The 25,063-nt window shown below is 69.9% G+C and carries 21 protein-coding genes; 12 read left to right on the forward strand and 9 right to left on the reverse strand.

The features are described from left to right. The first annotated feature begins 19 nt into the window (after window positions 1–19). Window positions 20–2,659: a 1,4-alpha-glucan branching enzyme gene (gene glgB / locus ACIBJB_RS45475; protein WP_398940047.1), complete on the forward strand. Its 2,640-nt coding sequence runs from the start codon at window positions 20–22 to the stop codon at window positions 2,657–2,659. A 40-nt stretch (window positions 2,660–2,699) separates the two neighbouring features. Here glgB and ACIBJB_RS45480 read toward each other — a convergent pair whose 3' ends face one another. The 3 genes from ACIBJB_RS45480 to ACIBJB_RS45490 all read right to left on the reverse strand — a co-directional run bounded on the left by ACIBJB_RS45480 (window position 2,700) and on the right by ACIBJB_RS45490 (window position 5,841). Further along, window positions 2,700–4,916: a HelD family protein gene (locus tag ACIBJB_RS45480; protein WP_398940074.1), complete on the reverse strand. Its 2,217-nt coding sequence runs from the start codon at window positions 4,914–4,916 to the stop codon at window positions 2,700–2,702. 167 nt (window positions 4,917–5,083) lie between these two features. Continuing rightward, window positions 5,084–5,398, reverse strand: coding sequence for a thioredoxin family protein (locus ACIBJB_RS45485; RefSeq protein ID WP_398940049.1), 315 nt, complete (start codon window positions 5,396–5,398; stop codon window positions 5,084–5,086). Window positions 5,399–5,412: 14 nt separating this feature from the next. After that, window positions 5,413–5,841, reverse strand: coding sequence for a MerR family transcriptional regulator (locus tag ACIBJB_RS45490; protein WP_398940075.1), 429 nt, complete (start codon window positions 5,839–5,841; stop codon window positions 5,413–5,415). Between ACIBJB_RS45490 and ACIBJB_RS45495 the strand changes: the two genes are divergently transcribed. Further along, on the forward strand, window positions 5,840–5,995 hold the full coding sequence (locus tag ACIBJB_RS45495) for a hypothetical protein (protein ID WP_398940050.1): 156 nt from the start codon (window positions 5,840–5,842) through the stop codon (window positions 5,993–5,995). The two genes, ACIBJB_RS45490 and ACIBJB_RS45495, sit on opposite strands and share 2 nt — an antisense overlap. A gap of 196 nt (window positions 5,996–6,191) precedes the next feature. Here ACIBJB_RS45495 and ACIBJB_RS45500 read toward each other — a convergent pair whose 3' ends face one another. Continuing rightward, window positions 6,192–6,989 carry a DUF2127 domain-containing protein gene (locus tag ACIBJB_RS45500; RefSeq protein WP_398940051.1) on the reverse strand — a complete coding sequence of 266 codons (798 nt, stop codon included), beginning with the start codon at window positions 6,987–6,989 and terminating at the stop codon, window positions 6,192–6,194. A gap of 123 nt (window positions 6,990–7,112) precedes the next feature. Here ACIBJB_RS45500 and ACIBJB_RS45505 point away from each other — a divergent pair, with 123 nt between their 5' ends. After that, window positions 7,113–7,730: a TetR/AcrR family transcriptional regulator gene (locus tag ACIBJB_RS45505; RefSeq protein WP_398940052.1), complete on the forward strand. Its 618-nt coding sequence runs from the start codon at window positions 7,113–7,115 to the stop codon at window positions 7,728–7,730. 131 nt (window positions 7,731–7,861) lie between these two features. Here ACIBJB_RS45505 and ACIBJB_RS45510 read toward each other — a convergent pair whose 3' ends face one another. Next, window positions 7,862–9,265: a cation:dicarboxylate symporter family transporter gene (locus ACIBJB_RS45510; RefSeq protein WP_398940076.1), complete on the reverse strand. Its 1,404-nt coding sequence runs from the start codon at window positions 9,263–9,265 to the stop codon at window positions 7,862–7,864. 121 nt (window positions 9,266–9,386) lie between these two features. Here ACIBJB_RS45510 and ACIBJB_RS45515 point away from each other — a divergent pair, with 121 nt between their 5' ends. From ACIBJB_RS45515 to ACIBJB_RS45535, 5 genes are all read left to right on the forward strand, one after another. After that, on the forward strand, window positions 9,387–11,663 hold the full coding sequence (locus ACIBJB_RS45515; protein WP_398940053.1) for an ATP-binding protein: 2,277 nt from the start codon (window positions 9,387–9,389) through the stop codon (window positions 11,661–11,663). After that, window positions 11,660–12,346: a response regulator gene (locus ACIBJB_RS45520; RefSeq protein ID WP_398940054.1), complete on the forward strand. Its 687-nt coding sequence runs from the start codon at window positions 11,660–11,662 to the stop codon at window positions 12,344–12,346. The genes ACIBJB_RS45515 and ACIBJB_RS45520 overlap by 4 nt, the downstream gene beginning before the upstream one ends. 98 nt (window positions 12,347–12,444) lie before the next feature. Next, window positions 12,445–13,803 carry an extracellular solute-binding protein gene (locus ACIBJB_RS45525; RefSeq protein ID WP_398940055.1) on the forward strand — a complete coding sequence of 453 codons (1,359 nt, stop codon included), beginning with the start codon at window positions 12,445–12,447 and terminating at the stop codon, window positions 13,801–13,803. Then, the gene (locus ACIBJB_RS45530) at window positions 13,800–14,660 is read left to right on the forward strand and encodes a carbohydrate ABC transporter permease (RefSeq protein WP_398940056.1); all 861 of its coding nucleotides are present in this window, start codon (window positions 13,800–13,802) and stop codon (window positions 14,658–14,660) included. Before ACIBJB_RS45525 ends, ACIBJB_RS45530 begins: the two co-directional genes overlap by 4 nt. A gap of 2 nt (window positions 14,661–14,662) precedes the next feature. Then, on the forward strand, window positions 14,663–15,505 hold the full coding sequence (locus tag ACIBJB_RS45535) for a carbohydrate ABC transporter permease (protein WP_398940057.1): 843 nt from the start codon (window positions 14,663–14,665) through the stop codon (window positions 15,503–15,505). Between the two features lie 6 nt (window positions 15,506–15,511). On the opposite strand, the gene ACIBJB_RS45540 is transcribed toward ACIBJB_RS45535, so the two are convergent. Beyond that, on the reverse strand, window positions 15,512–15,967 hold the full coding sequence (locus ACIBJB_RS45540) for a PPOX class F420-dependent oxidoreductase (RefSeq protein WP_398940058.1): 456 nt from the start codon (window positions 15,965–15,967) through the stop codon (window positions 15,512–15,514). 178 nt (window positions 15,968–16,145) lie between these two features. Between ACIBJB_RS45540 and ACIBJB_RS45545 the strand changes: the two genes are divergently transcribed. After that, window positions 16,146–16,850, forward strand: coding sequence for a helix-turn-helix domain-containing protein (locus tag ACIBJB_RS45545; protein ID WP_398940059.1), 705 nt, complete (start codon window positions 16,146–16,148; stop codon window positions 16,848–16,850). Between the two features lie 18 nt (window positions 16,851–16,868). On the opposite strand, the gene ACIBJB_RS45550 is transcribed toward ACIBJB_RS45545, so the two are convergent. Beyond that, a complete protein-coding gene (locus tag ACIBJB_RS45550) occupies window positions 16,869–17,894 on the reverse strand; it encodes an ATP-dependent 6-phosphofructokinase (RefSeq protein WP_266559432.1) in 1,026 nt (341 codons plus the stop codon). A 184-nt stretch (window positions 17,895–18,078) separates the two neighbouring features. Here ACIBJB_RS45550 and pta point away from each other — a divergent pair, with 184 nt between their 5' ends. The 3 genes from pta (at window position 18,079) to pyk (ending at window position 22,921) form a co-directional block, all read left to right on the forward strand. Further along, on the forward strand, window positions 18,079–20,172 hold the full coding sequence (gene pta, locus ACIBJB_RS45555) for a phosphate acetyltransferase (protein ID WP_398940060.1): 2,094 nt from the start codon (window positions 18,079–18,081) through the stop codon (window positions 20,170–20,172). Next, a complete protein-coding gene (locus tag ACIBJB_RS45560; RefSeq protein WP_398940061.1) occupies window positions 20,169–21,377 on the forward strand; it encodes an acetate kinase in 1,209 nt (402 codons plus the stop codon). The genes pta and ACIBJB_RS45560 overlap by 4 nt, the downstream gene beginning before the upstream one ends. A 116-nt stretch (window positions 21,378–21,493) precedes the next feature. Further along, complete coding sequence (gene pyk / locus ACIBJB_RS45565; protein WP_398940062.1) at window positions 21,494–22,921, forward strand: pyruvate kinase; 1,428 nt, start codon at window positions 21,494–21,496, stop codon at window positions 22,919–22,921. A gap of 196 nt (window positions 22,922–23,117) precedes the next feature. On the opposite strand, the gene ACIBJB_RS45570 is transcribed toward pyk, so the two are convergent. Continuing rightward, window positions 23,118–24,437 (reverse strand): hypothetical protein, encoded by a 1,320-nt coding sequence (locus ACIBJB_RS45570; protein WP_398940064.1) that lies wholly within the window; start codon window positions 24,435–24,437, stop codon window positions 23,118–23,120. Next, the gene (locus tag ACIBJB_RS45575) at window positions 24,427–24,990 is read right to left on the reverse strand and encodes a DUF6114 domain-containing protein (RefSeq protein ID WP_398940065.1); all 564 of its coding nucleotides are present in this window, start codon (window positions 24,988–24,990) and stop codon (window positions 24,427–24,429) included. Before ACIBJB_RS45575 ends, ACIBJB_RS45570 begins: the two co-directional genes overlap by 11 nt. Window positions 24,991–25,063: the final 73 nt, after the last annotated feature.

A 25,063-nucleotide genomic window follows, 5' to 3' on the forward strand; every position in this document is an offset into this window, starting at 1 on the left:
CGCCGAGGAGGCTCCGCCAGTGACCCCCCGCCCCACCCCCAGCGGTTCGGATCCGAAGAAGTCGGCCGCGAAAGCGGCGAAGAGCGTGAAGAAGGCCGCGGAGAAGGCGGTGACCAAGAAGACCGCCGCGAAGACGCCGGATCCGGTGGCCGAGAAGGCGCCCGCGAAGAAGGCCGGTGCCGTTGCCAAGAAGGTCGGCGCCGAGAAGGCCGTTGCCCAGCGGGCCGTTGCCAAGAAGGCGCTGGTCAAGGAGGCGGCCGTCGACAAGCCTGTCGTGAAGAAGGCCGCCGCCAAGAAAGCGGCCGTCAAGAAGGCCACGGCGAAGAAGGGCGTGGCGAAGAAGGTGACCGCCAAGAGGACCGCGGCGCCGAAGCCGGCCGTCGAGAACGCCGTCGTGGAGCCGGTCGCTGCCGAGGCGGCCCCCGTACCCGCTCCCGGCCCCACCGCCGTTCCGCCTCCGGAGGTACCTGTCTCCCCCGCCATGGACGGCGGCGACCGCGACCGGCTGCTCTCCGGCACCCACCACGACCCGCACGGTGTGCTCGGCGCGCACCGTGTTCCCGGCGGGGTGGCCTTCCGGGCGTTCCGTCCGTACGCCCTGGCCGTCACGGTCGTGGCCGGGGACGTGCGGGCCGAACTGCACGACGACGGCGACGGCTTCTTCTCCGGCCTGCTGCCCCTGAGCGAGGTGCCCTCCTACCGGCTGCTCGTGGCGTACGAGGACACGGTCCAGGACACGGAGGACGCGTACGGCCTCCTGCCCGCGCTGGGCGACCTCGACCTGCATCTGATCGGCGAGGGCCGGCACGAGCAGCTGTGGACGGCGCTGGGCGCGCAGCCCATGACCCACCAGGGCGTGACGGGAACACGCTTCACGGTGTGGGCGCCGAACGCGCGCGGTGTGCGGGTGACGGGCACCTTCAACTTCTGGGACGGCTCGGCGTACGCGATGCGCTCGCTCGGCGGCACCGGGGTGTGGGAGCTGTTCGTGCCCGGTGTCGGCGAGGGCGAGCTGTACAAGTTCGAGATCACCCGTCCCGACGGCTCCAAGACCCTGCGCGCGGACCCGCTGGCCCGCCGCACGGAGGTCCCGCCCAACACGTCCTCGATCATCCATGCCTCGCACCACGAGTGGCAGGACGAGGAGTGGCTGGCGAGCCGGGCGGCCGGCGCCCCCGCCCACGAGGCCCCCTTCTCGGTCTACGAGATCCATCTCCCGTCCTGGCGCCCCGGTCTGACGTACCGTCAACTGGCGGACCAGCTGCCCGCCTACGTCAAGGAGATGGGCTTCACCCACGTCGAGCTGATGCCGGTCGCCGAGCACCCCTTCGGCGGCTCCTGGGGCTACCAGGTCACCGGCTTCTACGCGCCCACGGCCCGCCTGGGCACCCCCGACGACTTCAAGTACCTCGTCGACACCCTCCACCAGGCCGGCATCGGCGTCCTGATGGACTGGGTGCCGGCGCACTTCCCGCGCGACGACTGGGCGCTCGCCGAGTTCGACGGGCGCACCCTGTACGAACACGAGGACCCGCTGCGCGCGGCCCACCCCGACTGGGGGACGCTGGAGTTCGACTACGGCCGCCGTGAGGTCCGCAACTTCCTGGTGGCGAACGCCGTCTACTGGTGCGAGGAGTTCCACATCGACGGCCTGCGGGTCGACGCGGTCGCCTCGATGCTCTACCTCGACTACTCGCGCGAGCCGGGCCAGTGGGTCCCGAACGTGCACGGCGGCCGGGAGAACCTGGACGCGGTGGCCTTCCTCCAGGAGATGAACGCGACGGTCTACCGGCGGGTCCCGGGCGTGGTGACGATCGCGGAGGAGTCCACGGCCTGGGACGGGGTCACCCGCGCCACGCACCACATGGGCCCGGGCGGCTTCGGCGGCCTCGGCTTCGGCCTGAAGTGGAACATGGGCTGGATGCACGACTCGCTGGACTACATGTCCCACGAACCCGTGCACCGCAAGTACCACCACCACGAGATGACGTTCTCGATGGTGTACGCGTACAGCGAGAACTACGTCCTGCCCATCTCCCACGACGAGGTCGTCCACGGCAAACGCTCACTGGTCTCGAAGATGCCGGGCGACTGGTGGCAGCAGCGCGCCAATCTCCGCGCCTACCTGGCCTTCATGTGGGCCCACCCCGGCAAGCAACTCCTCTTCATGGGCCAGGAATTCGCCCAGGGCGCGGAGTGGTCGGAGGCACACGGTCCCGACTGGTGGCTGCTGGACCCGGCGTACGGCGCGGAGGCCGACCACCGGGGCGTCCGCGACCTGGTCCGCGACCTGAACGTCGTCTACCGCCACACCCCGGCCCTCTGGCAGCGCGACACGAACCCCTCCGGCTTCCAGTGGATCGTGGGCGACGCGTCCGAGGACAACGTCTTCGCCTTCCTCCGCTACGACGCGGAGGGGTCCCCGCTCCTCGCGGTCTCCCACCTCTCCCCCGTGGTCCGCCCCAACTACCGCCTGGGCGCCCCGGACGACGTCCCGGCTTGGCTGGAGTGCCTGAACACGGACGCCGCCAGGTACGGCGGCAGCGACGTGACCAACCCGGAGATCGTGAAACCGGACCCCCAGGCATGGCACGGCCGCCCGGCCAGCATCCAGCTCACCCTGCCCCCGCTGGGGACGGTGTGGCTGCGGCCGGCGTAGGGGTTCTTCTCCTCGCAGGAGCCGGGGTGACGACCGGTATTCAGGGGGTGACCAGCGCCTTCGGCAGCCGGCCCGTGTGCAGCACCCCCAGCCGCTGGGTCGCCCGGGTCAGCGCCACATACAGGTCACTCGTGCCGTAGAGCGCCGGCTCGACCACGAGCACGGAGTCGAACTCGAGCCCCTTCGACTGCCGGGCATCGAGGAGTACGACGGTCCGCGTCAGGTCCGGCTCCGCGCCCGCCGTCACTCCGTCGAGCCGGGCCGCCAGCCTGCGGTGCAGATGGCGCGGGGCGATGACCGCGAGCCGCCCCTCGGCGGGGGTCAGCTCCTTCACCGCCTCCGCGACCGCGCCGGGCAGGTCGTCGGTGGCGCGCACCCATGGCCGTACCCCTGTCGACCGCACCGAGCTCGGCGGCTCGAAGCCGGGGTCCGAGGCGCGCACCACGGCCGCCGCGAGCTCCATGATCTCGGCCGGGGTGCGGTAGTTGACGCCCAGCCGGGCGTGCTCCCAGCGGTCCTCGACGTACGGCTCCAGGATCTTCTGCCACGAACCCACGCCCGCCGCCTCCGCGGTCTGCGCCGGGTCGCCGACCAGGGTCATCGAACGGGTCGGGCTGCGCCGCATGAGCAGCCGCCAGGCCATCGGCGACAGCTCCTGCGCCTCGTCGACGATGATGTGCCCGAACGCCCAGGTGCGGTCGGCCGCCGCGCGCTCGGCGGCGCTGCGGTGATCGTCCTCCACCTGCCGCTCGGCGAACCGCTCGGCGTCGATGATGTCGTGCGCCGACAGGACCTCGGAGTCCTCCTCGTCCTTGTCGTCGAACTCGTAGGTGCGCGAGGCGTACGACACGTCCAGCACGCCCTGTGCGTACGCGACCTGGGTCTCCCGCTCGCGCTCGGCGCGGGCGCGCGCCACCCGCTCGTCCACACCGAGGAGTTCGGCCGCCTCGTCGAGCAGGGGTACGTCCGCCACCGTCCACCCCCGGGTCACCGGGCGGCGGATGGCGGCCGCGTCCTCGTCGGGGAGGTAGCCGACCGGATCGGCGAGGAAGTCCGCGACCAGCCGCTGCGGGGTCAGGCGCGGCCACAACTGCTCGATGGCGGCCCAGACCTCGGGGTTCTCGGCGAGTTCGTCGCGGATCTGCGTGATGTCGCTCGGGTCCAGCAGGTTCGTGCCGTCGAACGGGTCCGTGCCGATGCGTTCGGCGACCATGTCGGTGAGCGTGTTGAGGATGTGGCCCTCGAAGTGCTCACGGGCGACGTTGTGCGGCAGCCGGGCGGCGCGGGTCTTCTCGCGGGCGACCTTCACCAGGCCGTCGTCGAGCATGAGGATCTCGCGGTCGTGCTCGATCGCGATCACCGGGTCGGGCAGCGCCTGCCAGTCGCGTACGACGTCGGCGAGGACGTCCGCCATGGCGGCGCGCCCCTTCACCGCGGCCGCCGCGCGGCTGTCGGTCGCCGTCGCCCTCACACCGGGGAAGAGCTCCCCGACCGTCGCGAGCAGCACGCCGGTCTCGCCCAGCGAGGGCAGCACCTCGCCGATGTAGCCGAGGAAGGCGGGGTTGGGGCCGACGATCAGCACCGCACGCTTGGCCAGCAGCTCCCGGTGCTCGTAGAGGAGATACGCGGCCCGGTGCAGGGCGACCGCCGTCTTGCCGGTGCCCGGGCCGCCCTCGACCACCAGCACCCCGCGGTGGGGGGCGCGGATGATCTCGTCCTGCTCGGCCTGGATGGTCTGCACGATGTCGCTCATGCGGCCGGTGCGCGCGGAGTTGAGCGCGGCGAGCAGCACGGCGTCGCCGGTCGGGTCCTCGTGGCCGGTCCGTTCCTGGTCGCCCAGGTCCAGGATCTCGTCGTGCAGGTCGGTCACCCGGCGGCCCTCGGTGCCGATGTGCCGGCGGCGGCGCAGGCCCATCGGGGTGTGACCGGTGGCCAGGTAGAAGGGGCGGGCGACACCGGCCCGCCAGTCGATGAGGATCGGGGTGCGTTCGGCGTCCTCGGTGCGCAGTCCGATCCGGCCGATGTGATGGGTGGTGCCCGAGGTCAGGTCGATCCGGCCGAAACAGAGCGAACCGTCGACCGCGTTCAGCGCCGCCAGCAGTCCCGAGCGCTCGGCGACCAGGATGTCCCGCTCGAGGCGCGCCTGCATGGGGGTGTCGCCCTGGGCGAGCGCGTCCGTGACGGAGACCTCGGTGTCGCCCCGCAGGGCGTCCACATGTGCGTACAGCCCGTCGATGAATTCCTGCTCCTGCCGCAATTCATCGTCCGGAAAACCGGTGTTTGACAATTCCACTCCCGCCCGGATATACTGTGCTCACTGAGCTTCTTTGCGACTCAATTCTCATTAAGTCGCGAATCATTGAATATACGCAAAGAAATCCCCCGAGCGCAATCGCTCGGGGGATTTCTCTGTATTGCGTCAGCTCACAGGACGTCCGTCAACTCCTCCAGCAGCCGCCGCTTGGGCCTCGCCCCCACCATCGACCGCACCGGCTCCCCACCCCGGAACACCATGAAGGTGGGCATCGACAGCACCTTGTAGGCGTTCGTGGTCAGCGGATTGGTGTCGACGTCCAGCTGGACCACCTTGAGCCGCTCTCCCTCCTCCGCGGCGAGAGCCGTGAGCACCGGCCCCATCTGCCGGCACGGCGGACACCAGTCGGCGGTGAACTCCACCAGCACCGGCAGCTCCGAACCGAGCACCTCCGTCTCGAAGTCCGTGTCCGTCACTTCTGCCACACCCGCTGCCCTGATCACCCGTGGATCCCTCCCAGTTCGCACTGCGGCTCCGGACCACCCGGAGCCTCCGCGTCGGCGGCCAGCCCGTCACGCGCCCGCTCGGCCCGCTCCAGCTGCTGCCCGACCTGGGCCCGCACGGTCTGCAACTCACCGATCAGCGCGTCCAGTTCACCGAGCTTGCGGCGGTAGACCGCGAGCGAGGCGGGGCACGCATCACCCTCGGGGTGGCCGGCCCGCAGACACTCCACGAACGGCCGCGTCTCCTCCAGGTCGAACCCGAAGTCCTGGAGCGTCCGGATCTGCCGGAGCAGCTTCAGGTCGCCCTCGTCGTAGGTCCGGTATCCGTTGTGGCCGCGCCGCGCGGGCAGCAGCCCCCGCGCCTCGTAGTAGCGCAACGTCCGCGTCGTGGTCCCGGCCCGTGCGGCCAGCTCGCCGATTCGCATGTCCACGACCGTAATCCTTGACGCCGACGTCAAGGCAAGAGCGGTGTGCGCCGTCCAGCTCCGGTACCGCACTTTGGACGGCCTGCGGCCGAGCGCGACCAGCCTGGGCGCGGCCCGCGACGAACGGCCCGTCGCGGCGCGCAATGGGGGCTGACGGCCCGTCGCGGCGCGCAGTGAGGGCTGACGGCCCGTCCTGTCGCGGGTGACTGCAACTCCCCAGGGGCGCGGGGAACTGCGCGACCAGCCACAACGCACCCGCAGCCGCCCGACAACCGACCCGGCACGGCACGGCCAAGGCAGGCGTGGGCGGTGAAGGAGGTCACCGACGGGATGGTCGCCGGCCCGTGGGCCTAGGGGCGCCGGGGCCCCTGACCCGATGCGCTGAGCTCGCTCAGTCCGCCGGCCTCCTCCACCTCCAGCAGCGACGCGCTCTGCCGTTCCGCCTCGAAGGCGCGGTGGCCGCCGCGGAGGCCGAACAGACGCTTGGCCAGCAGGATGTAGAGGACGGCGAGGACGTTGAGGAACAGTGTGGCGATCTTCAACCAGCTGATGCGCTCGGTGAGCTCGTAGATCTCCAGCGGCAGGAAGGCGGCGGTCGCGACCACCGTCAGGTACTCCGCCCAGCGCTTGGCGTACCAGAGGCCGACCGCCTCGACGAGCTCGATGACGGCGTACGCAAGCAGCAGCACGGCCACGAGGACAAGGGTGTGGTGCTCGTACCCGAACGTCTTCTGGACGGTGTCGACGACCGGCGAGTGGTCGAGGTCGTAGTGGAAGTGCCTGAACACCGGCCGGAAGACGTCCAGATACTCGTCGAAGAGCCGTCGCACCGCGTCCTGGCTGTTGCTGAACTTCCACACCGCCACCGCGGCCAGCACGATGAACACCCCGCGCACCGCCCGCTCGATCGCGAGGAAACGAAGGACGAACAGGTCCCTGAGCACCTTGCCGCGCGGCACGAGGGGCGCGTGGTCCGCCGGCCCCGAGCCGTGCGGCTCGCCGAGGGCGAAGTCGCCGCAGCGCAGGCAGCGCCACACCCCGCCCAGGGCGGTCTCGGCGTACAGCCGGTCCCGGAGAAGGGGTTCGTCCGGCGCGTACGTCACATGGCCGCGGCGCGCACAGGTGCGGCGGTCCCAGTCGATCTTCATCCCCCGTGTGCCTCCGATGGAAAAGCGTGCCGTCCGGGGACGGCACGCTAGTGGGGCCGGGTAAGAGTCCGGTGAGCACAGTGATGTGCATGTGCTCAATGCTGTGCAGGCGGGAGGGGCACAATGACGCCCATGACCACGGGCCCCTCACGTCGCGCCGAAGCCAACCGCCGCCACATCCTCGATGTCGCACTCACCGAGCTGCTGCGCGACCCCGACGCGTCCATGGACCGGATCGCCCGCGCCGCGGGTGTCGTACGACGGACCGTGTACGGCCACTTCCCGAGCCGTGAGGCGCTGATCGGCACGCTCGTCGACGAGGCCGTGGAGGCGGTGGCGGCCGCGCACGCGGCGGGACGCGAGGGCGCCGAGGACCTGGCGCGGGCCGTGGCGGGCTCCGTGCTCGCGGTCTGGGAGGTCGCCGACCGCTATCGCATCCTGGTCGCGCTCGCCCAGCGCAGCGTCACCGTGCAGGGCATCCGGGAGCGCCTCGCCCCCGTGCGCGACGCCTGCACCGACCTGCTCCGGCGCGGCCTCGACACGGGCGTCTTCGTCTCACCGCTGCCCGCGCCCGCGCTGGCGTACGTCCACGAGCAGATGGTGTTCGCGGTGATGGAGGCGGTGAACGACGGGCTTTTGGACGCGCAAAAGGCGGGCCGCGCAACCGCGGTCACCGTTCTGACCGCGGCGGGCGTACCCGCCTCTCTGGCCACCGCGCTGGTGGCGAAACTGAGCGACTGATTCTTCTGTGGGGGGTCCGGGCGGCCGAGCCACGGGGGAGTACTCGGCCGCCCGGAGCGGGAGCCGGGCCCGGGTTCAGGTCGGGCCCGGCTCGGTTCTGTGTGACCGTACGGCCGGCGCTCCGCGGCCGCTCAGGCCTTGGCCAGCTCCTTCTCGCCGCCCTGCTCGGGGATGTCCGCCTGGACGTCGTCGTCGTGGTCGAGGAGCGTCTTCTCGTCGAAGGGCAGGTGACCGGCGAGCACCTGGTCGACGCGCTCGCGGTCGATCTCCTTGGTCCAGGTGCCGATCAGGACGGTGGCGACGGCGTTGCCCGCGAAGTTGGTCAGGGCGCGCGCCTCGCTCATGAAGCGGTCGATGCCGACGATCAGGCCGATGCCGTCCACCAGCGCGGGCTTGTGCGACTGGAGACCGCCGGCCAGGGTCGCGAGACCGGCGCCGGTGACACCGGCGGCACCCTTCGAGGCGACGAACAGGAAGAGCAGCAGCGGGATCTGCTCGCCGATCGACATCGGCGTGCCCATGGCGTCGGCGATGAACAGCGAGGACATGGTCATGTAGATCATGGTGCCGTCGAGGTTGAACGAGTAGCCGGTCGGGATGGTGATGCCGACCACCGGCTTGCTGACGCCCAGGTGCTCCATCTTCGCGATGACCCGCGGCAGCGCGGACTCGGAGGAGGAGGTCGACAGGATCAGCAGGAACTCACGGCCCAGGTACTTGAAGAGCGTGAGGATGTTCAGGCCGGCGATGATCCGCAGCAGCGCGCCGAGCACGATGAAGACGAACAGGAAACAGGTGATGTAGAAGCCGACCATCAGGAGCGCGAGGTCCTTGAGGGCGTCCACGCCCGCGGAGCCGACGACGGCGGCCATCGCGCCGAAGGCGCCGACCGGGGCGGCCCACATCACCATGCCGAGGACCCGGAAGACGAGCCGCTGGATGTGCTCGACACCCCGCAGGACCGGCTGTCCGACCGGGCCCATGGCCTGAAGTGCGAAACCGACGAGCAGGGCGACCAGCAGGGTCTGGAGCACCTCGCCCTCGGTGAAGGCGGAGACGAAGGTCGTCGGGATGATGCCGAGCAGGAACTCGGTGGTGTCCTTGGCCTCCGCGTCGACCTGCGCATGGCCGACGTCCTTGACCGCGTCGGTCACGGCGAGGCCGGTACCCGGGTCCAGGATGTTGCCGACGACCAGGCCGATGCCCAGCGCGACCAGCGACATGATCGTGAAGTAGAGGAGCGCGATACCGCCGACGGCGCCGACCTTGGCGGCCTTCCGTACCGATCCGATACCGAGCACGATCGTGCAGAAGATGATCGGCGAGATCATCATCTTGATCAGGTTCACGAAGCCGGTGCCGATGGGCTTGAGCTCCACGGCGAAGTCGGGCGCGACCAGGCCGACCGTGATACCGAGGGCGACCGCGACGATCACCGCGATGTAGAGGTAGTGGGTGCGGTCCTTTTTGACTGCGGGTGCCGTATCGGGGGTGCTGGCGGCCACGGCTGCCCTCCTTGACGTCGTCGTCGGCATGACCGGCGTGCGGCTCACGTCCGGGCTTTTGAAGGAATGCCGTGACTATCTCCCGCCCTGTGAGGGCGGTCACCCTTCCGTTCATTTAGTTCACAATCAGCCAGGGAGGCACACTGACGACATGCGCATCCCCGTACCGAGACCCCGGAGCCTCGCGGCCCAGCTCTTCGCCATGCAGGCCGTGCTGATCGCCGTGGTCGTGGCGGGGTACGCGCTGTTCACGTACGTCAGCGACCGGGGCCAGGCCGAGGACGCCGCGCGCGTTCAGGCCAAGGCGGTGGCGCGGGCGGTCGCGGACTCGCCGTCCGTGCGGGAGGCGATCGGTACGCCGAAACCGACGGCCGAACTTCAGCCCTACGCGCTGCGGGTCATGGCCGACACCGAGGTCGACTTCGTCACGATCATGAGTCCGCAGGGCATCCGCTGGACCCACCCCGACAAGAAGGAGATCGGCAAGCACTTCCTCGGCAACACCGAGCGCGCGCTCGAGGGCAAGACCTTCACGGAGACCTACACCGGCACCCTGGGCGCCTCGGTCCGGGCGGTCACCCCGGTCAAGGACGATCACGGGAAGGTCATCGGCCTGGTCAGTGCCGGCATCCAGGTCGAGAAGATCAGCGAACGGGTGCAGGGCCAGCTCACCGCCCTGCTCGCCGTCGCGGGCGGCGCGCTCGCGCTCGGCGCCATTGGCACCTACGTCGTCAACGCCCGCCTGCGCCGCCACACCCACGGCATGAACGCGGCCGAGCTCAGCAGGATGCACGACTACCACCAGGCCGCCCTGCACGCGGTACGCGAGGGGCTGCTGATGCTGGACGGGCAGTACCGTGTCGCGCTGATCAACGACGGCGGACGGGAGTTGCTGGGCGTGTCCTCTCAGGACGGGGTGATCGGGCGGTCGGTGGCGGACCTCGGGCTGCCGGCGCCGCTGACGGGTGCGCTGCTCTCCTCGGAGCCGCGGGTCGACGAGGTGCATCTGACGTCCTCGCGGGTGCTGGTCGTCAACACCTCCCCGGTCTCGGGCGGAGAGCAGCGCGGCACGGTTGTCACCTTGCGCGACGTCACCGAACTCCAGTCCCTGATGGGCGAGTTGGACTCCGAGCGGGGCTTCACCCAGGCCTTGCGCTCCCAGGCCCACGAGGCGGCGAACCGGCTGCACACGGTCGTCTCCCTGATCGAACTGGGCCGCTCGGAGCAGGCGGTGGACTTCGCGACCGCCGAACTGGAGCTGGCGCAGGCGCTGACCGACCAGGTCGTGGCGGCGGTCGGCGAGCCCGTCCTGGCCGCCCTGCTGCTGGGCAAGACCGCGCAGGCGAACGAACGCGGCGTGGAGTTGGTCGTGTCGGAGGACAGCCGCCTGGACGACGGGTTGCTGCCGGAGAGCCTTCCGGCCCGGGACCTGGTCACGATCCTCGGCAACCTCATCGACAACGCGGTGGACGCGGCGCAGGGCAGCGTGCGGGCGCGGGTGACGGTGACGGCATACACGGCAGGCACAGAGGGCGCGGGCGGGCGCGGGCTGGTGCTGCGGGTCTCGGACACCGGCGCGGGTGTCGACCCGGCGCACGCCGAGGCGGTCTTCCGGCGCGGGTTCTCGACGAAGCCGGCGGGCCCCGGCGGGCGCGGGCTCGGCCTGGCGCTCGTCCGGCAGACGGTCAACCGCTGCAAGGGCACCCTGACCGTGGCGGAGGCGGAGGGAGGCGGCGCGGAGTTCGAGGTACGGCTCCCTTTGGGGGGCGAGCCCGAGGGGCTCGAGTGCGTCACGGGTTCTGAGGGCACGACGGATATCGAGGGCGCGGCCGGACCGGAAGGCGCTGCGGTGCCCGAGAGCGCCACAGTCCGGGAAAGGGCTGCAGGCCCGGATGTCTCTGCGGCCCCCGAACACGCCACAACCCCGGACAGCTCCTCGATCCCCACAAGCGCCACAGTCCGGGACAGCTCCAGGGGCGCGGACAGCTCTACGACCCACGAACAGCCCACGGCCGGGGAAGGCTCCACGGCGCCCGAGCCCGCCACGGGCGGGGAGGGCTCCACGGACGCGCACTGCTCTGTGGATCCCGAAAGCGCCACGGTCCGGGAAGCCTCGACGGTCCCGGAAGGCTCTACGGTTCCCGAACACGCCACAGCCCCGGACAGCTCCTCGACTCCCACAAGCGCCACGGTCCGGGACAGCTCCACAGCACCCGAACACGCCACGGCCGGGCAAGGGTGCACAGCCCCGGACAGCTCCACGGGCCCGGAAAGCTTCACCGCCCCCGAACACCCCCCGATCCCCAAAGCCTCCACCGACCCGGAAGCCTCAGCCCCGCCCCAGCGCGCCACAGCCCCGGAAGACCCCCCGCCGCCCAACGGCTCCCCGGCCCCCGAAGGTGCCACCCTCCCCGGAGGCGACGTATGACCACCCAGCAGCCCATCCGTGTCCTGGTCGTCGAGGACGATCCGGTCGCCGCCGACGCGCACGTGCTGTACGTCAACCGTGTCACCGGCTTCACGGCCGTGGGCAAGGCCCACACGGGTGCGGAGGCCCGCCGCCTCCTGGACCGCACGGCCGTCGACCTGCTCCTGCTCGACCTGCATCTGCCGGACGGGCACGGCCTCCAGCTGGCCCGCCAGCTGCGCGCGGCCGGACATCAGGCGGATGTGATAGCGGTGACCTCCGCCCGGGACCTGACGGTCGTCCGCGAGGGTGTCTCGCTGGGTGTCGTGCAGTACGTGCTGAAGCCGTTCACCTTCGCCACCCTGCGCGACCGGCTGATCCGGTACGCGGAGTTCCACGCGTCGGCCGGTGAGGCCAGCGGTCAGGACGAGGTGGACCGCGCACTGGCCACGCTGAGGGCACCGGGCCCGGCCGCCCTGCCCAAAGGGCTCAGCGCGCCGACCCTGGAGCGGGTGACGGTGGCCCTGCGGGACTGCGCGGAGGGCCTCACGGCGACCGGCCTGGCCGAGGTGGTCGGCATCTCCCGGATAACGGCCCGCCGCTACCTGGAACATCTGGTCGACGCGGGCCGGGCGGCACGCAGTCCGCAGTACGGGACGGTGGGGCGCCCGGAGTTGCAGTACCGGTGGGTCAAGAACCCGTAAGTCCGAGCTGCTGCACGGTCATTGACGGGACTAGACCACTCCTCTTACGTTCACACGGCAGCCGTCCCGGCCACAACGACGTGAGCCCGTAGGAGGTCATGCCCGTGCGCCCCACCGCCGTACTCCCCTCCCTGCTCGCCACCGCCCTCGCCGCATCCGCCCTCACCGCCTGCGGCGGTTCGGGCAGCGATCCGGACACCGTGAAGGTCTCGTTCAAACAGTCCACGGACAACTCGATCCACGTGATGGACGACTACCTCGCGGACATCAAGAGGCAGTTCGAGAAGGCGAACCCCGGCAAGAAGGTCGAGCTAGTCCCCATCAAGGCCCCGGACTCGGAGTACTACACCAAGCTCCAGCAGATGCTCCGCTCCGCTAAGACCGCCCCCGACCTGGTCTACGAGGACACCTTCCTCATCAACTCCGACATCACCAGCGGGTACTTGAAGCCGCTCGACGCCTATCTCGCCAAGTGGCCCGACTGGAACCGGTTCATCGACACCGCGAAGGCCGCGGCGAAGGCCCAGGACGGCAAGACGTACGGCGTCCCGGACGGCACGGACACCCGGGGGCTCTGGTACGACAAGGGGATCTTCGCCAAGGCCGGGCTGCCCACCGACTGGCAGCCCAAGACCTGGGACGAGGTCCTCGACGCCGCCCGCACCATCAAACGCAGGGTCCCGGACGTCACCCCCCTCAACGTCTACACCGGCAAACCCGCCGGCGAGGCCGCCACCATGCAGGGCTTCGAGATGCTGCTGTACGGGACCGAGGACCGCCTGTACGACGACTCCGCCAAGAAGTGGATCGCCGACAGCCAGGGCTTCGAGGACGCCCTCTCCTTCGTCGAGACGGTCTACCGGGAGAAGCTCGGCCCGGACGTCTCCACCGCCCTCGACCCCAACATCCAGACCATTGTCCGGGGCGACCTGCTCCCGAAGGGCAAGCTCGGCATCAACCTGGACGGCTCCTGGCTCCCGCAGGACTGGCTGCCCGGCAGCGGACACGAATGGCCCGAGTGGTCGAGCAAGCTGGGGCTCGCGTACATGCCGACCCAGCACGGCCAGGCCCCCGGCAAGGTGAGCATGTCCGGCGGCTGGACCTGGGCCGTCCCCGCCAAGGCGGCCAACCCCGACCTCGCCTTCGACTTCATCAGGACGATGCAGACCAAGGCCAACGCCCAGAAGTGGTACGTCGCCAACTCGGGCATCGCCGTACGCGAGGACGTGGCCGCGGACCCCGCGTACGCCAAGGCCCAGCCCGGCATCAAGTTCTTCACCGACCTGGTCGCCAGCACCCACTACCGGCCCGCCTACCCGGCGTATCCGAAGGTCTCCACCGCGATCCAGGAGGCGATGGAGGGCGTGACGACCGGGGACACGTCCGTCGAGGAGGCGGCCAGGAACTACGACGACTCGCTCAAGGAGGCCACGGACAACCAAGTGATCGAAAAGTGAACCGGCGCTCCCTCACCCGCGCCCTCCCCGTCACACCCGCACTCGTCCTGCTGCTCCTCTTCCTCGCCGGGCCCATCGCCTACTGCGCGTACATCGCCTTCACGAACCTGCAGTTGACCGGTCAGGCCGAGTCGTCCTTCGTCGGCTTCGAGAACTTCCGTACGGCCTTCCAGGACGAGGAGTTCCTCAACGCCGTATGGCTGACGCTGGTGTTCACGGTCGTGTCGTCGCTGATCGGGCAGAACACGCTGGGCCTGGCCCTCGCGGCGCTCATGCAGCGCGCCTCGAAGCCCGTGCGCACGCTCACCGGGGGCATCGTCATCACCGCGTGGGTACTCCCGGAAGTCGTCGCGGGCTTCCTCCTCTACGCCTTCTTCCGCAAGGAGGGCACCCTGAACGCGCTACTCGACCTGCTCCATCTCCCGTCCCAGAACTGGCTGTTCACCCTGCCGATCCTGGCGGTGTCCTTCGCGAACGTCTGGCGCGGCACCGCCTTCTCGATGCTGGTCTACACGGCGGCGCTGGGCGAGATCCCCAAGGAGATCACGGAGGCCGCCGAGGTCGACGGCGCCGGCGGCTGGCGCCGGATGTGGCACATCACCCTGCCGATGATCCGGCGCTCCATCGGCACCAACCTGATGCTCAACACCCTGCAGACGCTGTCCGTCTTCGGGCTGATCTGGGTGATGACCAGGGGTGGTCCGGGCGACAAGAGCCAGACCCTGCCCCTGTTCATGTACGAACAGGCCTTCCAGAACAGCATGATCGGCTACGGCACCGCCGTGGCCCTGCTGCTGCTCCTGGTGGGGTCCGTCTTCTCCGTGGTCTACATGCGGCTGCTGCGGACGGAGGTCTGACCATGGCCGCCACGCACCTCGCCGACCGCCGCCGCAACCGCCGACTGGCCGCCGACGCGGGCCTGTTGGCGGTCGCCGCCGCGTTCGTGCTGCCGCTCGCCTGGGTGGTCCTGTCGGCCCTGGATCCGCACGCCGACCTGAGGGTGAAGGCCCCCGACGGTGTCACTCTGGAGAACTTCGACGCGATCCTGACCTCGGAGATCACCTTCACCCCGCTGCTCAACAGCCTGATCCTGTGCGGCGGGGCGACCGCGCTGACGGTGGTCTGCGCGGCCCTCGCGGCCTATCCGCTGTCCCGCTTCCGCTCCCGGCTCAACCGGCCCTTCCTGCTGTCGATCCTCTTCGCGACCAGCCTGCCCATCACAGCGATCATGGTTCCGGTCTACGCCCTCTTCGTGCAGGTCGACCTGATCGACACCCTCCAGGGCACGATCCTCTTCTTCGCGGCCTCCCAACTCCCCTTCGCCATCTGGCTGATGAAGAACTTCATGGACGGCGTCCCGAAGGAACTGGAGGAGGCGGCCTGGACGGACGGCGCGGGCTCCCTCCAGTCACTGACCAGGATCGTGCTGCCCCTCATGGGCCCCGGGGTCGCGGTCGTGACCGTCTTCTCCTTCGTCATGATGTGGGGCAACTTCTTCGTGCCGTTCATGCTGCTGCTCACCCCGGACCAGATGCCGGCCTCCGTGAGCATCAACGAGTTCTTCGGCAACCGCGGGATGGTGGCGTACGGGCAGCTCGCCGCCTTCTCGGTCGTCTACTCGACGCCGGTGATCCTGCTGTACGTGCTGATCGCGCGGCGGCTGGGCGGGGGCTTCGCGCTGGGCGGGGCGGTCAAGGGCTGACCCGGCTCACGAAGGGAGCACCCCGGGCCGGAACGGCTCCACCCCCACGACCCTGCGCACCCGCACCGGCTCGATCAGCAGCATCACCCGCCGCTCCCCCTCGAGCAGCCACGGATACCGCTCCTCGCCGATGTACTTCCGCGTGAGCCGGTCCATGGAGCGCTCCGCCTCCTCGCCCTCCACGAACCGCACCACCCGGCCCCGGATCTCCACGCGGTCGTAGGGGTTGTCGGGGTCGTGGTGGGAGAGGGAGACGTTCGGATTGCGCCGCAGGTTTTGTTCCTTCACACGTCCGATCGCCGTGTTGACCATGACGTACTCACCTTCGAGATCCGCCCACATGGGCGAGACCTGCGGCGCTCCGTCCGGACCGACGGTCGCCAGATGCCAGAAGTTCGGCGCCAGCAGCCGTTCGCGAATATGCCCCTCTACCTTGCCATTCACTTCGTACACGAAGATCACACCTCTTTCCGGCCACCCGTCCGGGCACCCGGCGCCATCCTCGCCACCGCGCCCGCGCCACCGACAGACGATCTTCGGCCAGCCCGAACGCGCAGCCGAAACCGTAGATTCCCACAATCCGTGATCCTGGCCGAACAGACCGTAGTCACCGGCCGTCCGCTTCCCTAACTTGTGGGCCGTGCGCCGACCCCCAGCCCTGCCGAACCAGCCCGGACCGCCCTTCGACCACCTCACCGCCCGCAGACTCCGTGTCGCTCTTGGCATGGGGCCCGAGCACGTGGCCTACGGGCTGCGCGTCTCGTACGGGCTCCCCTACGTCACCCCGGATCTCGTCGCCGCCTGGGAGCGCGGCATCGTCTGCCCCACCAGTCCGGAACTCACCGCTCTCGCGGGCGTGTTGTGGTGCTCACCCGGTGAACTCATCGGCCGCCCCCGCACCCTGCGCGAGCACCGCGTGTCGCGCGGCATCGCCCCCGAGGACGTCGCCCGTGCCGTGGGGCTCGAACTGCTCACCTACCTCGGCATGGAGGAGCACGACGAGTGGCGCGGCACCGACCGCCAGTCCGCCGCTCTCGCCGACGTTCTGGAGCTGAACCTGCCGGACTTCGTCGCCGTCACGGGACGCGAGAAGCGGCTCGCCGAATGCCTGCGCGGCGCGGTCAGCACCCGCTGGCAGGCCTACGTCCGTCAGATCACGAAGATCGTGCCCCTGGACCGGCGCCTGGTGGAGGAGACCCTCATGGACCTGCACCGGCAGTACCAGGGGCAGATGATGTCCACCCTGAGCTGGGGCGGGGGCGGCGAACGCTCCGGCGAGGCCGGCCAGGAGTTCCTGGACGAGATCGTGGAGCGGTTCTGGGAGGCGGTCGAGACACGGCCGTAGAACGACTGCCCAGGTCGGCTAGAAGACCGACTCCGCCTCGTCCATCCGGTCCTTCGGGACCGTCTTCAGCTCGGTGACCGCCTCGGCGAGCGGCACCATCACGATGTCGGTGCCCTTGAGCGCGGTCATCCTGCCGAACTGGCCCCGGTGCGCGGCCTCCACCGCGTGCCAGCCGAAGCGGGTGGCGAGGACCCTGTCGTACGCGGTGGGCACCCCGCCGCGCTGCACATGCCCGAGGATGACCGGCTTGGCCTCCTTGCCGAGCCGGCGCTCGAGCTCGTACGCCAGGGCCGTGCCGATGCCCTGGAAGCGCTCGTGGCCGAACTGGTCGATCTCGCCGTGGCCGTAGTCCATGCTGCCCTCGGCGGGGTGGGCGCCCTCGGCGACGCAGACGACGGCGAACTTCTTGCCGCGGGCGAAGCGCTCCTCGACCATCTTGACCAGGTCGGCCGGGTCGAAGGGGCGCTCGGGCAGGCAGATGCCGTGGGCGCCGGCGGCCATGCCGGACTCCAGGGCGATCCAGCCCGCGTGCCGGCCCATGACCTCGACGACCATCACGCGCTGGTGGGACTCGGCGGTGGTCTTGAGGCGGTCCATCGCCTCGGTGGCCACGCCGACCGCGGTGTCGAAGCCGAAGGTGCGGTCGGTGGAGGAGATGTCGTTGTCGATCGTCTTCGGGACGCCGACGACCGGGAGACCGGCGTCGAACAGCATGCGGGCGGCCGTGAGGGTGCCCTCGCCGCCGATCGGGATCAGCGCGTCGATGCCGAACTCGTGGATCATGTCGGAGGCGCTCTCGCACGCCTCGCGCAGCCGGTCGCGCTCCAGGCGGGAGGAGCCGAGGATGGTGCCGCCGCGGGCCAGGATGCCGCTGACGCTGTCCAGGTCGAGGGCGCGGTAGCGGCCGTCCAGGAGGCCGGAGTAGCCGTCCTCGAAGCCGATGACCTCGTCGCCGTAATGGTCGACCGCTCGGTGCACGACCGACCGGATCACTGCGTTCAGACCAGGGCAGTCGCCGCCTGCGGTGAGAACTCCGATGCGCATCGTGCTGTGTCTCCTGCTCGCTGTTGATACCGGTGAGCCAATTCCGATTGTTTCACGTCCCGCACGGCACCGGTCGCACCCCGTGCTGACGGGCGCCTTATCCATCGTCCGGGGTATTGTCAAGAGGGTTCTGCTCACCTAGGTGGGCGATTTTTATGCCGTCCAGGAAACGGAGTGAGCTCGCGTGACCCGCAGCGTGTACGTGACCGGGATCGACCGCGGCGACGGCCGCCAGGTCGTCGAGCTGGGGGTCATGGAACTCCTGACCCGCCAGGTCGACCGGGTGGGGGTGTTCCGGCCGCTGGTGCACCACAGTCCCGACCGGCTCTTCGAGCTGCTGCGCGCCCGCTACCGGCTCACCCAGGACCCGGCCACCGTCTACGGCCTCGACTACCACGAGGCCTCCGCCCTGCAGGCCGAGCGCGGCACGGACGAGCTGGTCTCCACCCTGGTCGACCGCTTCCACCTGGTGGCCCGCGACTACGACGTCGTCCTGGTCCTCGGCACCGACTTCGCCGACACCCAGCTCCCGGACGAGCTCTCCCTCAACGCCCGGCTGGCCAACGAGTTCGGCGCCTCCGTGATCCCGGTCGTGGGCGGTCGGGGGCAGGCCGCCGAGTCGGTGCTCGCCGAGACCCGCAACGCCTACCGGGCCTACGACGGCCTGGGCTGCGACGTCCTCGCCATGGTCACCAACCGGGTGGGCCGCCAGGACCGGGACGAGATCGCCGAGCGGCTCTCGGGCCGGCTGCCCGTGCCCTGTTACGTCGTGCCGGACGAGCCCGCCCTGGCCGCGCCCACCGTCGCCCAGATCGGCCAGGCCCTCGGCGCCAAGGTGATCCTCGGCGACGACTCCGGGCTCGCCCGGGACGCCCTGGACTTCGTGTTCGGCGGGGCGATGCTGCCCAACTTCCTGAAGGCCCTGACCCCGGGCTGCCTGGTGGTCACCCCGGGCGACCGCGCGGACCTGGTCGTCGGCTCGCTCGCCGCGCACAGCGCCGGCACCCCGCCGATAGCCGGTGTGCTGCTCACCCTGAACGAGGTCCCGGGCGACGACGTCCTCACCCTCGCCGCCCGCCTGGCCCCCGGCACCCCGGTGCTCTCGGTGGCCGGCACCAGTTTCCCCACCGCCGCCGAACTCTTCGCGCTGGAAGGGAAGCTGAGCGCGGCCACGCCCCGCAAGGCGGAGACCGCGCTCGGTCTCTTCGAGCGGTACGCCGACACCGCCGACCTCGCCCGCCGGGTCTCCGCACCGAGCAGCGACCGCCTCACCCCGATGATGTTCGAGCACAAGCTCCTGGAGACGGCCCGCTCCGACAAGCGCCGTGTCGTCCTGCCCGAGGGCACCGAGCCACGCGTCCTGCACGCGGCCGAGGTCCTGCTGCGCCGGGGTGTGTGCGACCTCACCCTGCTGGGTCCGCTCGACCAGATCCGCAAGAAGGCCGCCGACCTCGGCATCGACCTCGGCGACTGCCAGGTGATCGACCCGGCGACCTCCGAACTGCGCGACGCCTTCGCCGAGAAGTACGCGGCCCTGCGGGCCCACAAGGGCGTCACGGTGGAGCTGGCCTACGACGTCGTCTCCGACGTGAACTACTTCGGCACCCTGATGGTCCAGGAGGGCCTCGCCGACGGCATGGTGTCCGGCTCGGTACACTCCACCGCGGCGACCATCCGCCCCGCCTTCGAGATCATCAAGACGAAGCCGGACGCCGACATCGTCTCGTCGGTCTTCTTCATGTGCCTCGCCGACAAGGTGCTGGTGTACGGCGACTGCGCCGTGAACCCCGACCCCGACGCCGTGCAGCTCGCCGACATCGCCATCCAGTCGGCCGCGACCGCCGAGCAGTTCGGTGTGGAGCCGCGGATCGCGATGCTGTCGTACTCCACCGGTACGTCGGGCTCGGGCGCCGACGTCGACAAGGTGCGCGAGGCCACCGAGCTGGTACGGCAGCGGCGGCCCGACCTCAAGATCGAGGGGCCGATCCAGTACGACGCGGCCGTCGAGCCGACCGTGGCTCAGACCAAGCTGCCGGGCTCCGAAGTCGCGGGTCAGGCCAGCGTGTTGATCTTCCCCGACCTCAACACCGGTAACAACACCTACAAGGCCGTGCAGCGTTCGGCCGGCGCGATCGCCGTCGGGCCGGTGCTCCAGGGTCTGCGCAAGCCCGTCAACGACCTGTCCCGGGGCGCCCTCGTCTCGGACATCGTCAACACCGTCGCCATCACGGCGATCCAGGCCCAGACCGCTCCCACAGAGAAAGTCACCGCCCCGTGAGCGCGACCCGTGTCCTCGTTCTCAACTCCGGCTCCTCCTCGGTGAAGTACCAGCTGCTCGACATGCGGGACAGCAGCAGGCTGGCGGCAGGGCTCGTCGAGCGCATCGGTGAGCAGTCCTCTCGGCTCAAACACACGCCGCTGGCGACCGACGGGGACCCGCGCGAGTGGACCGGCCCCATCGCCGATCATGACGCCGCGCTGAAGGCCGTATCCGAAGAACTGTCGAAGGACGGGCTCGGCCTCGACTCCCCCGAGCTGGCCGCGATAGGCCACCGCGTGGTGCACGGCGGCAAGACCTTCACCGAGCCGACGGTGATCGACGAGGCCGTGCTCGCCGAGATCGAGCGGCTGATCCCGGTCGCCCCGCTGCACAACCCGGCCAACCTCACCGGCATCCGCACCGCGCGGGCGCTGCGCCCGGACCTGCCGCAGGTCGCCGTCTTCGACACCGCGTTCCACACCACGATGCCGGAGTCGGCCGCGCGCTACGCGATCGACGTGGAGACCGCCGACGCGCACCGCATCCGGCGCTACGGCTTCCACGGCACCTCGCACGCCTACGTGTCCCGCGCGACCGCGAAGCTGCTGGGCAGGGCCCCCGAGGACGTCAACGTGATCGTGCTGCACCTGGGCAACGGCGCGAGCGCCTCCGCGGTCCGGGGCGGCAGGTGCGTGGACACCTCCATGGGGCTGACGCCTTTGGAGGGACTCGTGATGGGTACGCGCTCCGGAGACACCGATCCGGCCGTCATCTTCCATTTGGCGCGCGTTGGCAAAATGTCCATCGACGAAATCGACACTCTTCTCAACAAGAAGAGCGGACTGGTCGGCCTCTGCGGTGACAACGACATGCGGGAGATTCGGCGCCGGATCGACGAGGGCGACGCGCAGGCCGAGCTCGCCTTCGACATCTACATTCACCGTCTGAAGAAGTACATCGGCGCCTATTACGCCGTTCTCGGTACGGTGGACGCGATCGCGTTCACCGCCGGGGTCGGCGAGAACGCGGCGCCGGTGCGGGAGGCCGCCGTGGCGGGCCTGGAGACCCTGGGCCCGGTGGTGGACCGCGAGCTCAACGCCGTACGGAGCGACGAACCGCGGCTGATCTCGCCCGCCGACGCACGGGTGAAGGTCGCCGTGGTGCCGACCGACGAAGAACTGGAAATCGCGACGCAGACCTACGCACTGGTCGCGCGGCATTGATTTGCGGCTCCACCGCGTGGCGACTGAGCGGTAACCCAGCTGAGCGACGTTCCGCCCATTTGTATCTTCCGCCAGACGGAATATTCCGCAGCGAAACAAACCGATAGGATCGCCCCATGCGCCGTTCGAAAATCGTCTGTACTCTCGGCCCCGCGGTCGACTCCCACGAGATGCTGGTCTCGCTGATCGAAGCCGGCATGAACGTGGCCCGTTTCAACTTCAGCCACGGCACGCACGCCGAGCACCAGGGGCGGTACGACCGCGTCCGTGCCGCCGCCAAGGAGACCGGCCGGGCCATCGGTGTCCTCGCCGACCTGCAGGGCCCGAAGATCCGCCTGGAGACCTTCGCCGAGGGTCCGGTGGAGCTGGAGCGCGGTGACGAGTTCGTCATCACCGCCGAGGACGTCCCGGGTGACAGGACCATCTGCGGGACGACCTACAAGGGCCTGCCCGGTGACGTCTCCCGCGGCGACCAGATCCTCATCAACGACGGCAACGTCGAGCTGAAGGTCCTGGACGTCGAGGGCCCGCGGGTCAAGACGATGGTCATCGAGGGCGGTGTCGTCTCCGACCACAAGGGCATCAACCTGCCCGGCGCGGCGGTGAACGTCCCGGCGCTGAGCGAGAAGGACGTCGAGGACCTCCGCTTCGCGCTGCGCATGGGCTGCGACATGGTCGCGCTGTCCTTCGTCCGGGACGCCAAGGACGTCGACGACGTCCACCGCGTGATGGACGAGGAGGGCCGCCGGGTCCCCGTCATCGCCAAGGTGGAGAAGCCGCAGGCGGTGGACAACATGGAGGACGTCGTGATGGCGTTCGACGCCGTCATGGTGGCCCGTGGCGACCTGGCCGTCGAGTACCCGCTCGAGAAGGTCCCCATGGTGCAGAAGCGCCTCATCGAGCTGTGCCGCCGCAACGCCAAGCCGGTGATCGTGGCGACCCAGATGATGGAGTCGATGATCACCAACTCCCGCCCGACCCGCGCGGAGGCCTCCGACGTGGCCAACGCGATCCTGGACGGCGCGGACGCGGTCATGCTGTCGGCGGAGTCGAGCGTGGGCGCGTACCCGATCGAGACCGTCAAGACGATGTCGAAGATCGTCGTCGCGGCCGAGCAGGAGCTGATGTCGAAGGGCCTGCAGCCCCTCGTCCCCGGCAAGAAGCCCCGCACCCAGGGCGGTTCGGTGGCCCGCGCGGCCTGTGAGATCGCCGACTTCCTCGGCGGCCGGGGTCTGGTGGCCTTCACCCAGTCCGGCGACACCGCCCGGCGCCTGTCGCGCTACCGCGCGCAGCAGCCGATCATCGCCTTCACCACCGACGAGAACACCCGCAACCAGCTGGCGCTCAGCTGGGGCGTGGAGTCGCACGTGGTGCCGTTCGTGAACAGCACCGACGAGATGGTGGACCTGGTCGACCAGGAGATCACCAAGACCAAGCGCTTCAACCCGGGCGAGATCGTCATCATCACCGCGGGCTCACCCCCCGGCGTCGCCGGCACGACGAACATGCTGCGGGTGCACCACCTGGGCGGCGCGGCGCAGTAAGAGGCTGTACGACATCGAGGGCGCCCCTTGTGCCAGGGGGCGCCCTTTGTGCGTGTACTCAGCCGACCGAGCCTTCGATCATCCAGGGCACCCCACGACGCCCCCAGGGCTCAGGTACGCGCTGAGGGTGCCCTCTCGTGAAGAGGACACCCTCAGCGTGTGTGCGGCTCCCGGATGGGTTCGTGAAGGGCGTCGGTCAGCCCTCGCTGTACTGGCGCATTCCGGGCACGGTCAGCGTTCCGCCGTACTGGGCGGCCTGCTGGACCGTCACATTGGTGAAGTAGATCAGCGGGATGTTCAGCGGCGGGGGGCTGTCCGGGCTGAACGTGACCGGGATCAGCCCCAGCAGGTTGCCGGAGATGCTCTCGGTGTACATGATCGTCTTGCCGTCGGTGATCGTGGACGTCGTGCCCTTGCCCGCCTGCACGTGGTACGTCACGCCCTGCTCGGTGACGGTCTGGTGGAGGTCGCCGATGTCGGTGCCGCCGGAGATGACGTACTTCAGCACCTTCTTGGTCTGGCCGCTCGCGGTCCTGACCTTGACGACACCCTGGTAGTCGGCTCCCTTGAGCAACAGCGAACTGGCCTTCAGGGTCCAGGCCTTGTCCGCCACCGTCACACCGGGCTCGGTGTCGCCCACCTCGTCCGTGGCGGCCGGGCAGTCCTCCGGGTCCGTGCCGGCACTCGCCGACGGGCTCGGGGAGGCCGTGGCGTCCGCCGCCGCCTCCTCGGCCGCCTTGGTGGTGTCCTCCACGGCCTTGGTGGTGTCCTGCGCCGCCTTGGACGCCGTGTCGGTCGTGTCCTTCACGGTGTTCTTCACCGTGTCGGTGACCTTGTCGGTCGTCTCCTTGACGGTGTCGCCCGCGCTGCCGTCCGCGCTCTTGGACGCCGAGGCCGAGGGGGTCGGCGTGGGGCTGGCGCTGGACGCATCGCCGGAACCGGAGCCGCCCGTGAAGATCCCGGTGATCGCGTCGCCGATGTCCGTCAGCAGGTTGCCGTCGTCGCTGGCGGAGGCCGACGGGGACGGCGTGGCGGTGTCGGAGCTGCCGGAGCCGGAGGAGGAGCTCTCCTCCTTGCCGGCGGATGCGGACGCCGAAGGCGTGGGCGTGGGCGTGGCCTTGTCGTCGGAACCCGAGTCCGACGAGGAGGAGCCGTTCGAGCCGGAGTCCGACCCCGAGGAGGCCGACGGGGACGGTGTCGCCGTGGTGTCGTCGGTGGACGGGGACGAACTCGCCGAGGCGGACGGGGAGGCGCTGCCGCTCAGTGCCGCGACGCAGTCCTTGTACTCGTCCGCCGTCAGGCTCTTCGCGGTCGGCGCGTCATCGGCCAGCGCGAGCGTCGGCGTGAACCCGATGCCCATGAGAACGGCCGTCGGCATCGCCGCCATGGCTATCGCCTTGCCGGCCGGCATGTGGAACCTGTTGAACAGCGGCTTCTTGGGTGCCGCGTGGCGGGGCCCGGATCTCGCACGGGATGCCTCCACGTCAGCCCCGTGGGTCACCTCGTCAGCCGGCACTGTGCCTCCCGTTCGCCCCGTTGACCGGGCTCGTTCCTGACAGATCGTTCGGCTCGCCCACCGGGTTCACCGGCCGCAGGAGCGTGGTGTCGTAGTCCGTGGCCTCGGGCGCGCCGCCCTCACCGGTCGTGTCCTGCTCGGCCGGCTCCTGCGCGGGCGGTACGCCCGGCGCCCACGCCACGGCCATCGCCCCGCCGAACAACGCGAGGAGGAAGCCGACGATGAAGCCGCCGAAGTTGGAGACGGGGAGGGACACCAGCCCGAGCATGATCGCCGCGACACCCGCGAAGGTGCGTACGTGCTTCTGGAACCAGAGGGTGATGCCCAGGACGACGAGCAGTACGCCGATGATCAGGGATCCTGCGCCCGCCGTGGTGGCCATGGCCACGGTCAGGCCACCGAGCTTGAGGTGCGCGTACGGGAAGTACATGATCGGGAGGCCGCTGATCATGACCAACAGCCCCGCCCAGAACGGGCGGGTGCCCCGCCAGGCGCGGAACTGCTGCCTCCGGTGGGCGAACTGGCCGGGCGCGGCAGGACTCTCGGCGCTCATGGAAAACAGCTCCCTGGTGCGGCGTTGCTCTTGATGAGGGTGTATCGCGAAGAATGTGGGGGGATGTGAAGGC

This window comes from Streptomyces sp. NPDC050759, from assembly GCF_044456945.1.
In the GTDB taxonomy this organism is placed as follows: domain Bacteria; phylum Actinomycetota; class Actinomycetes; order Streptomycetales; family Streptomycetaceae; genus Streptomyces.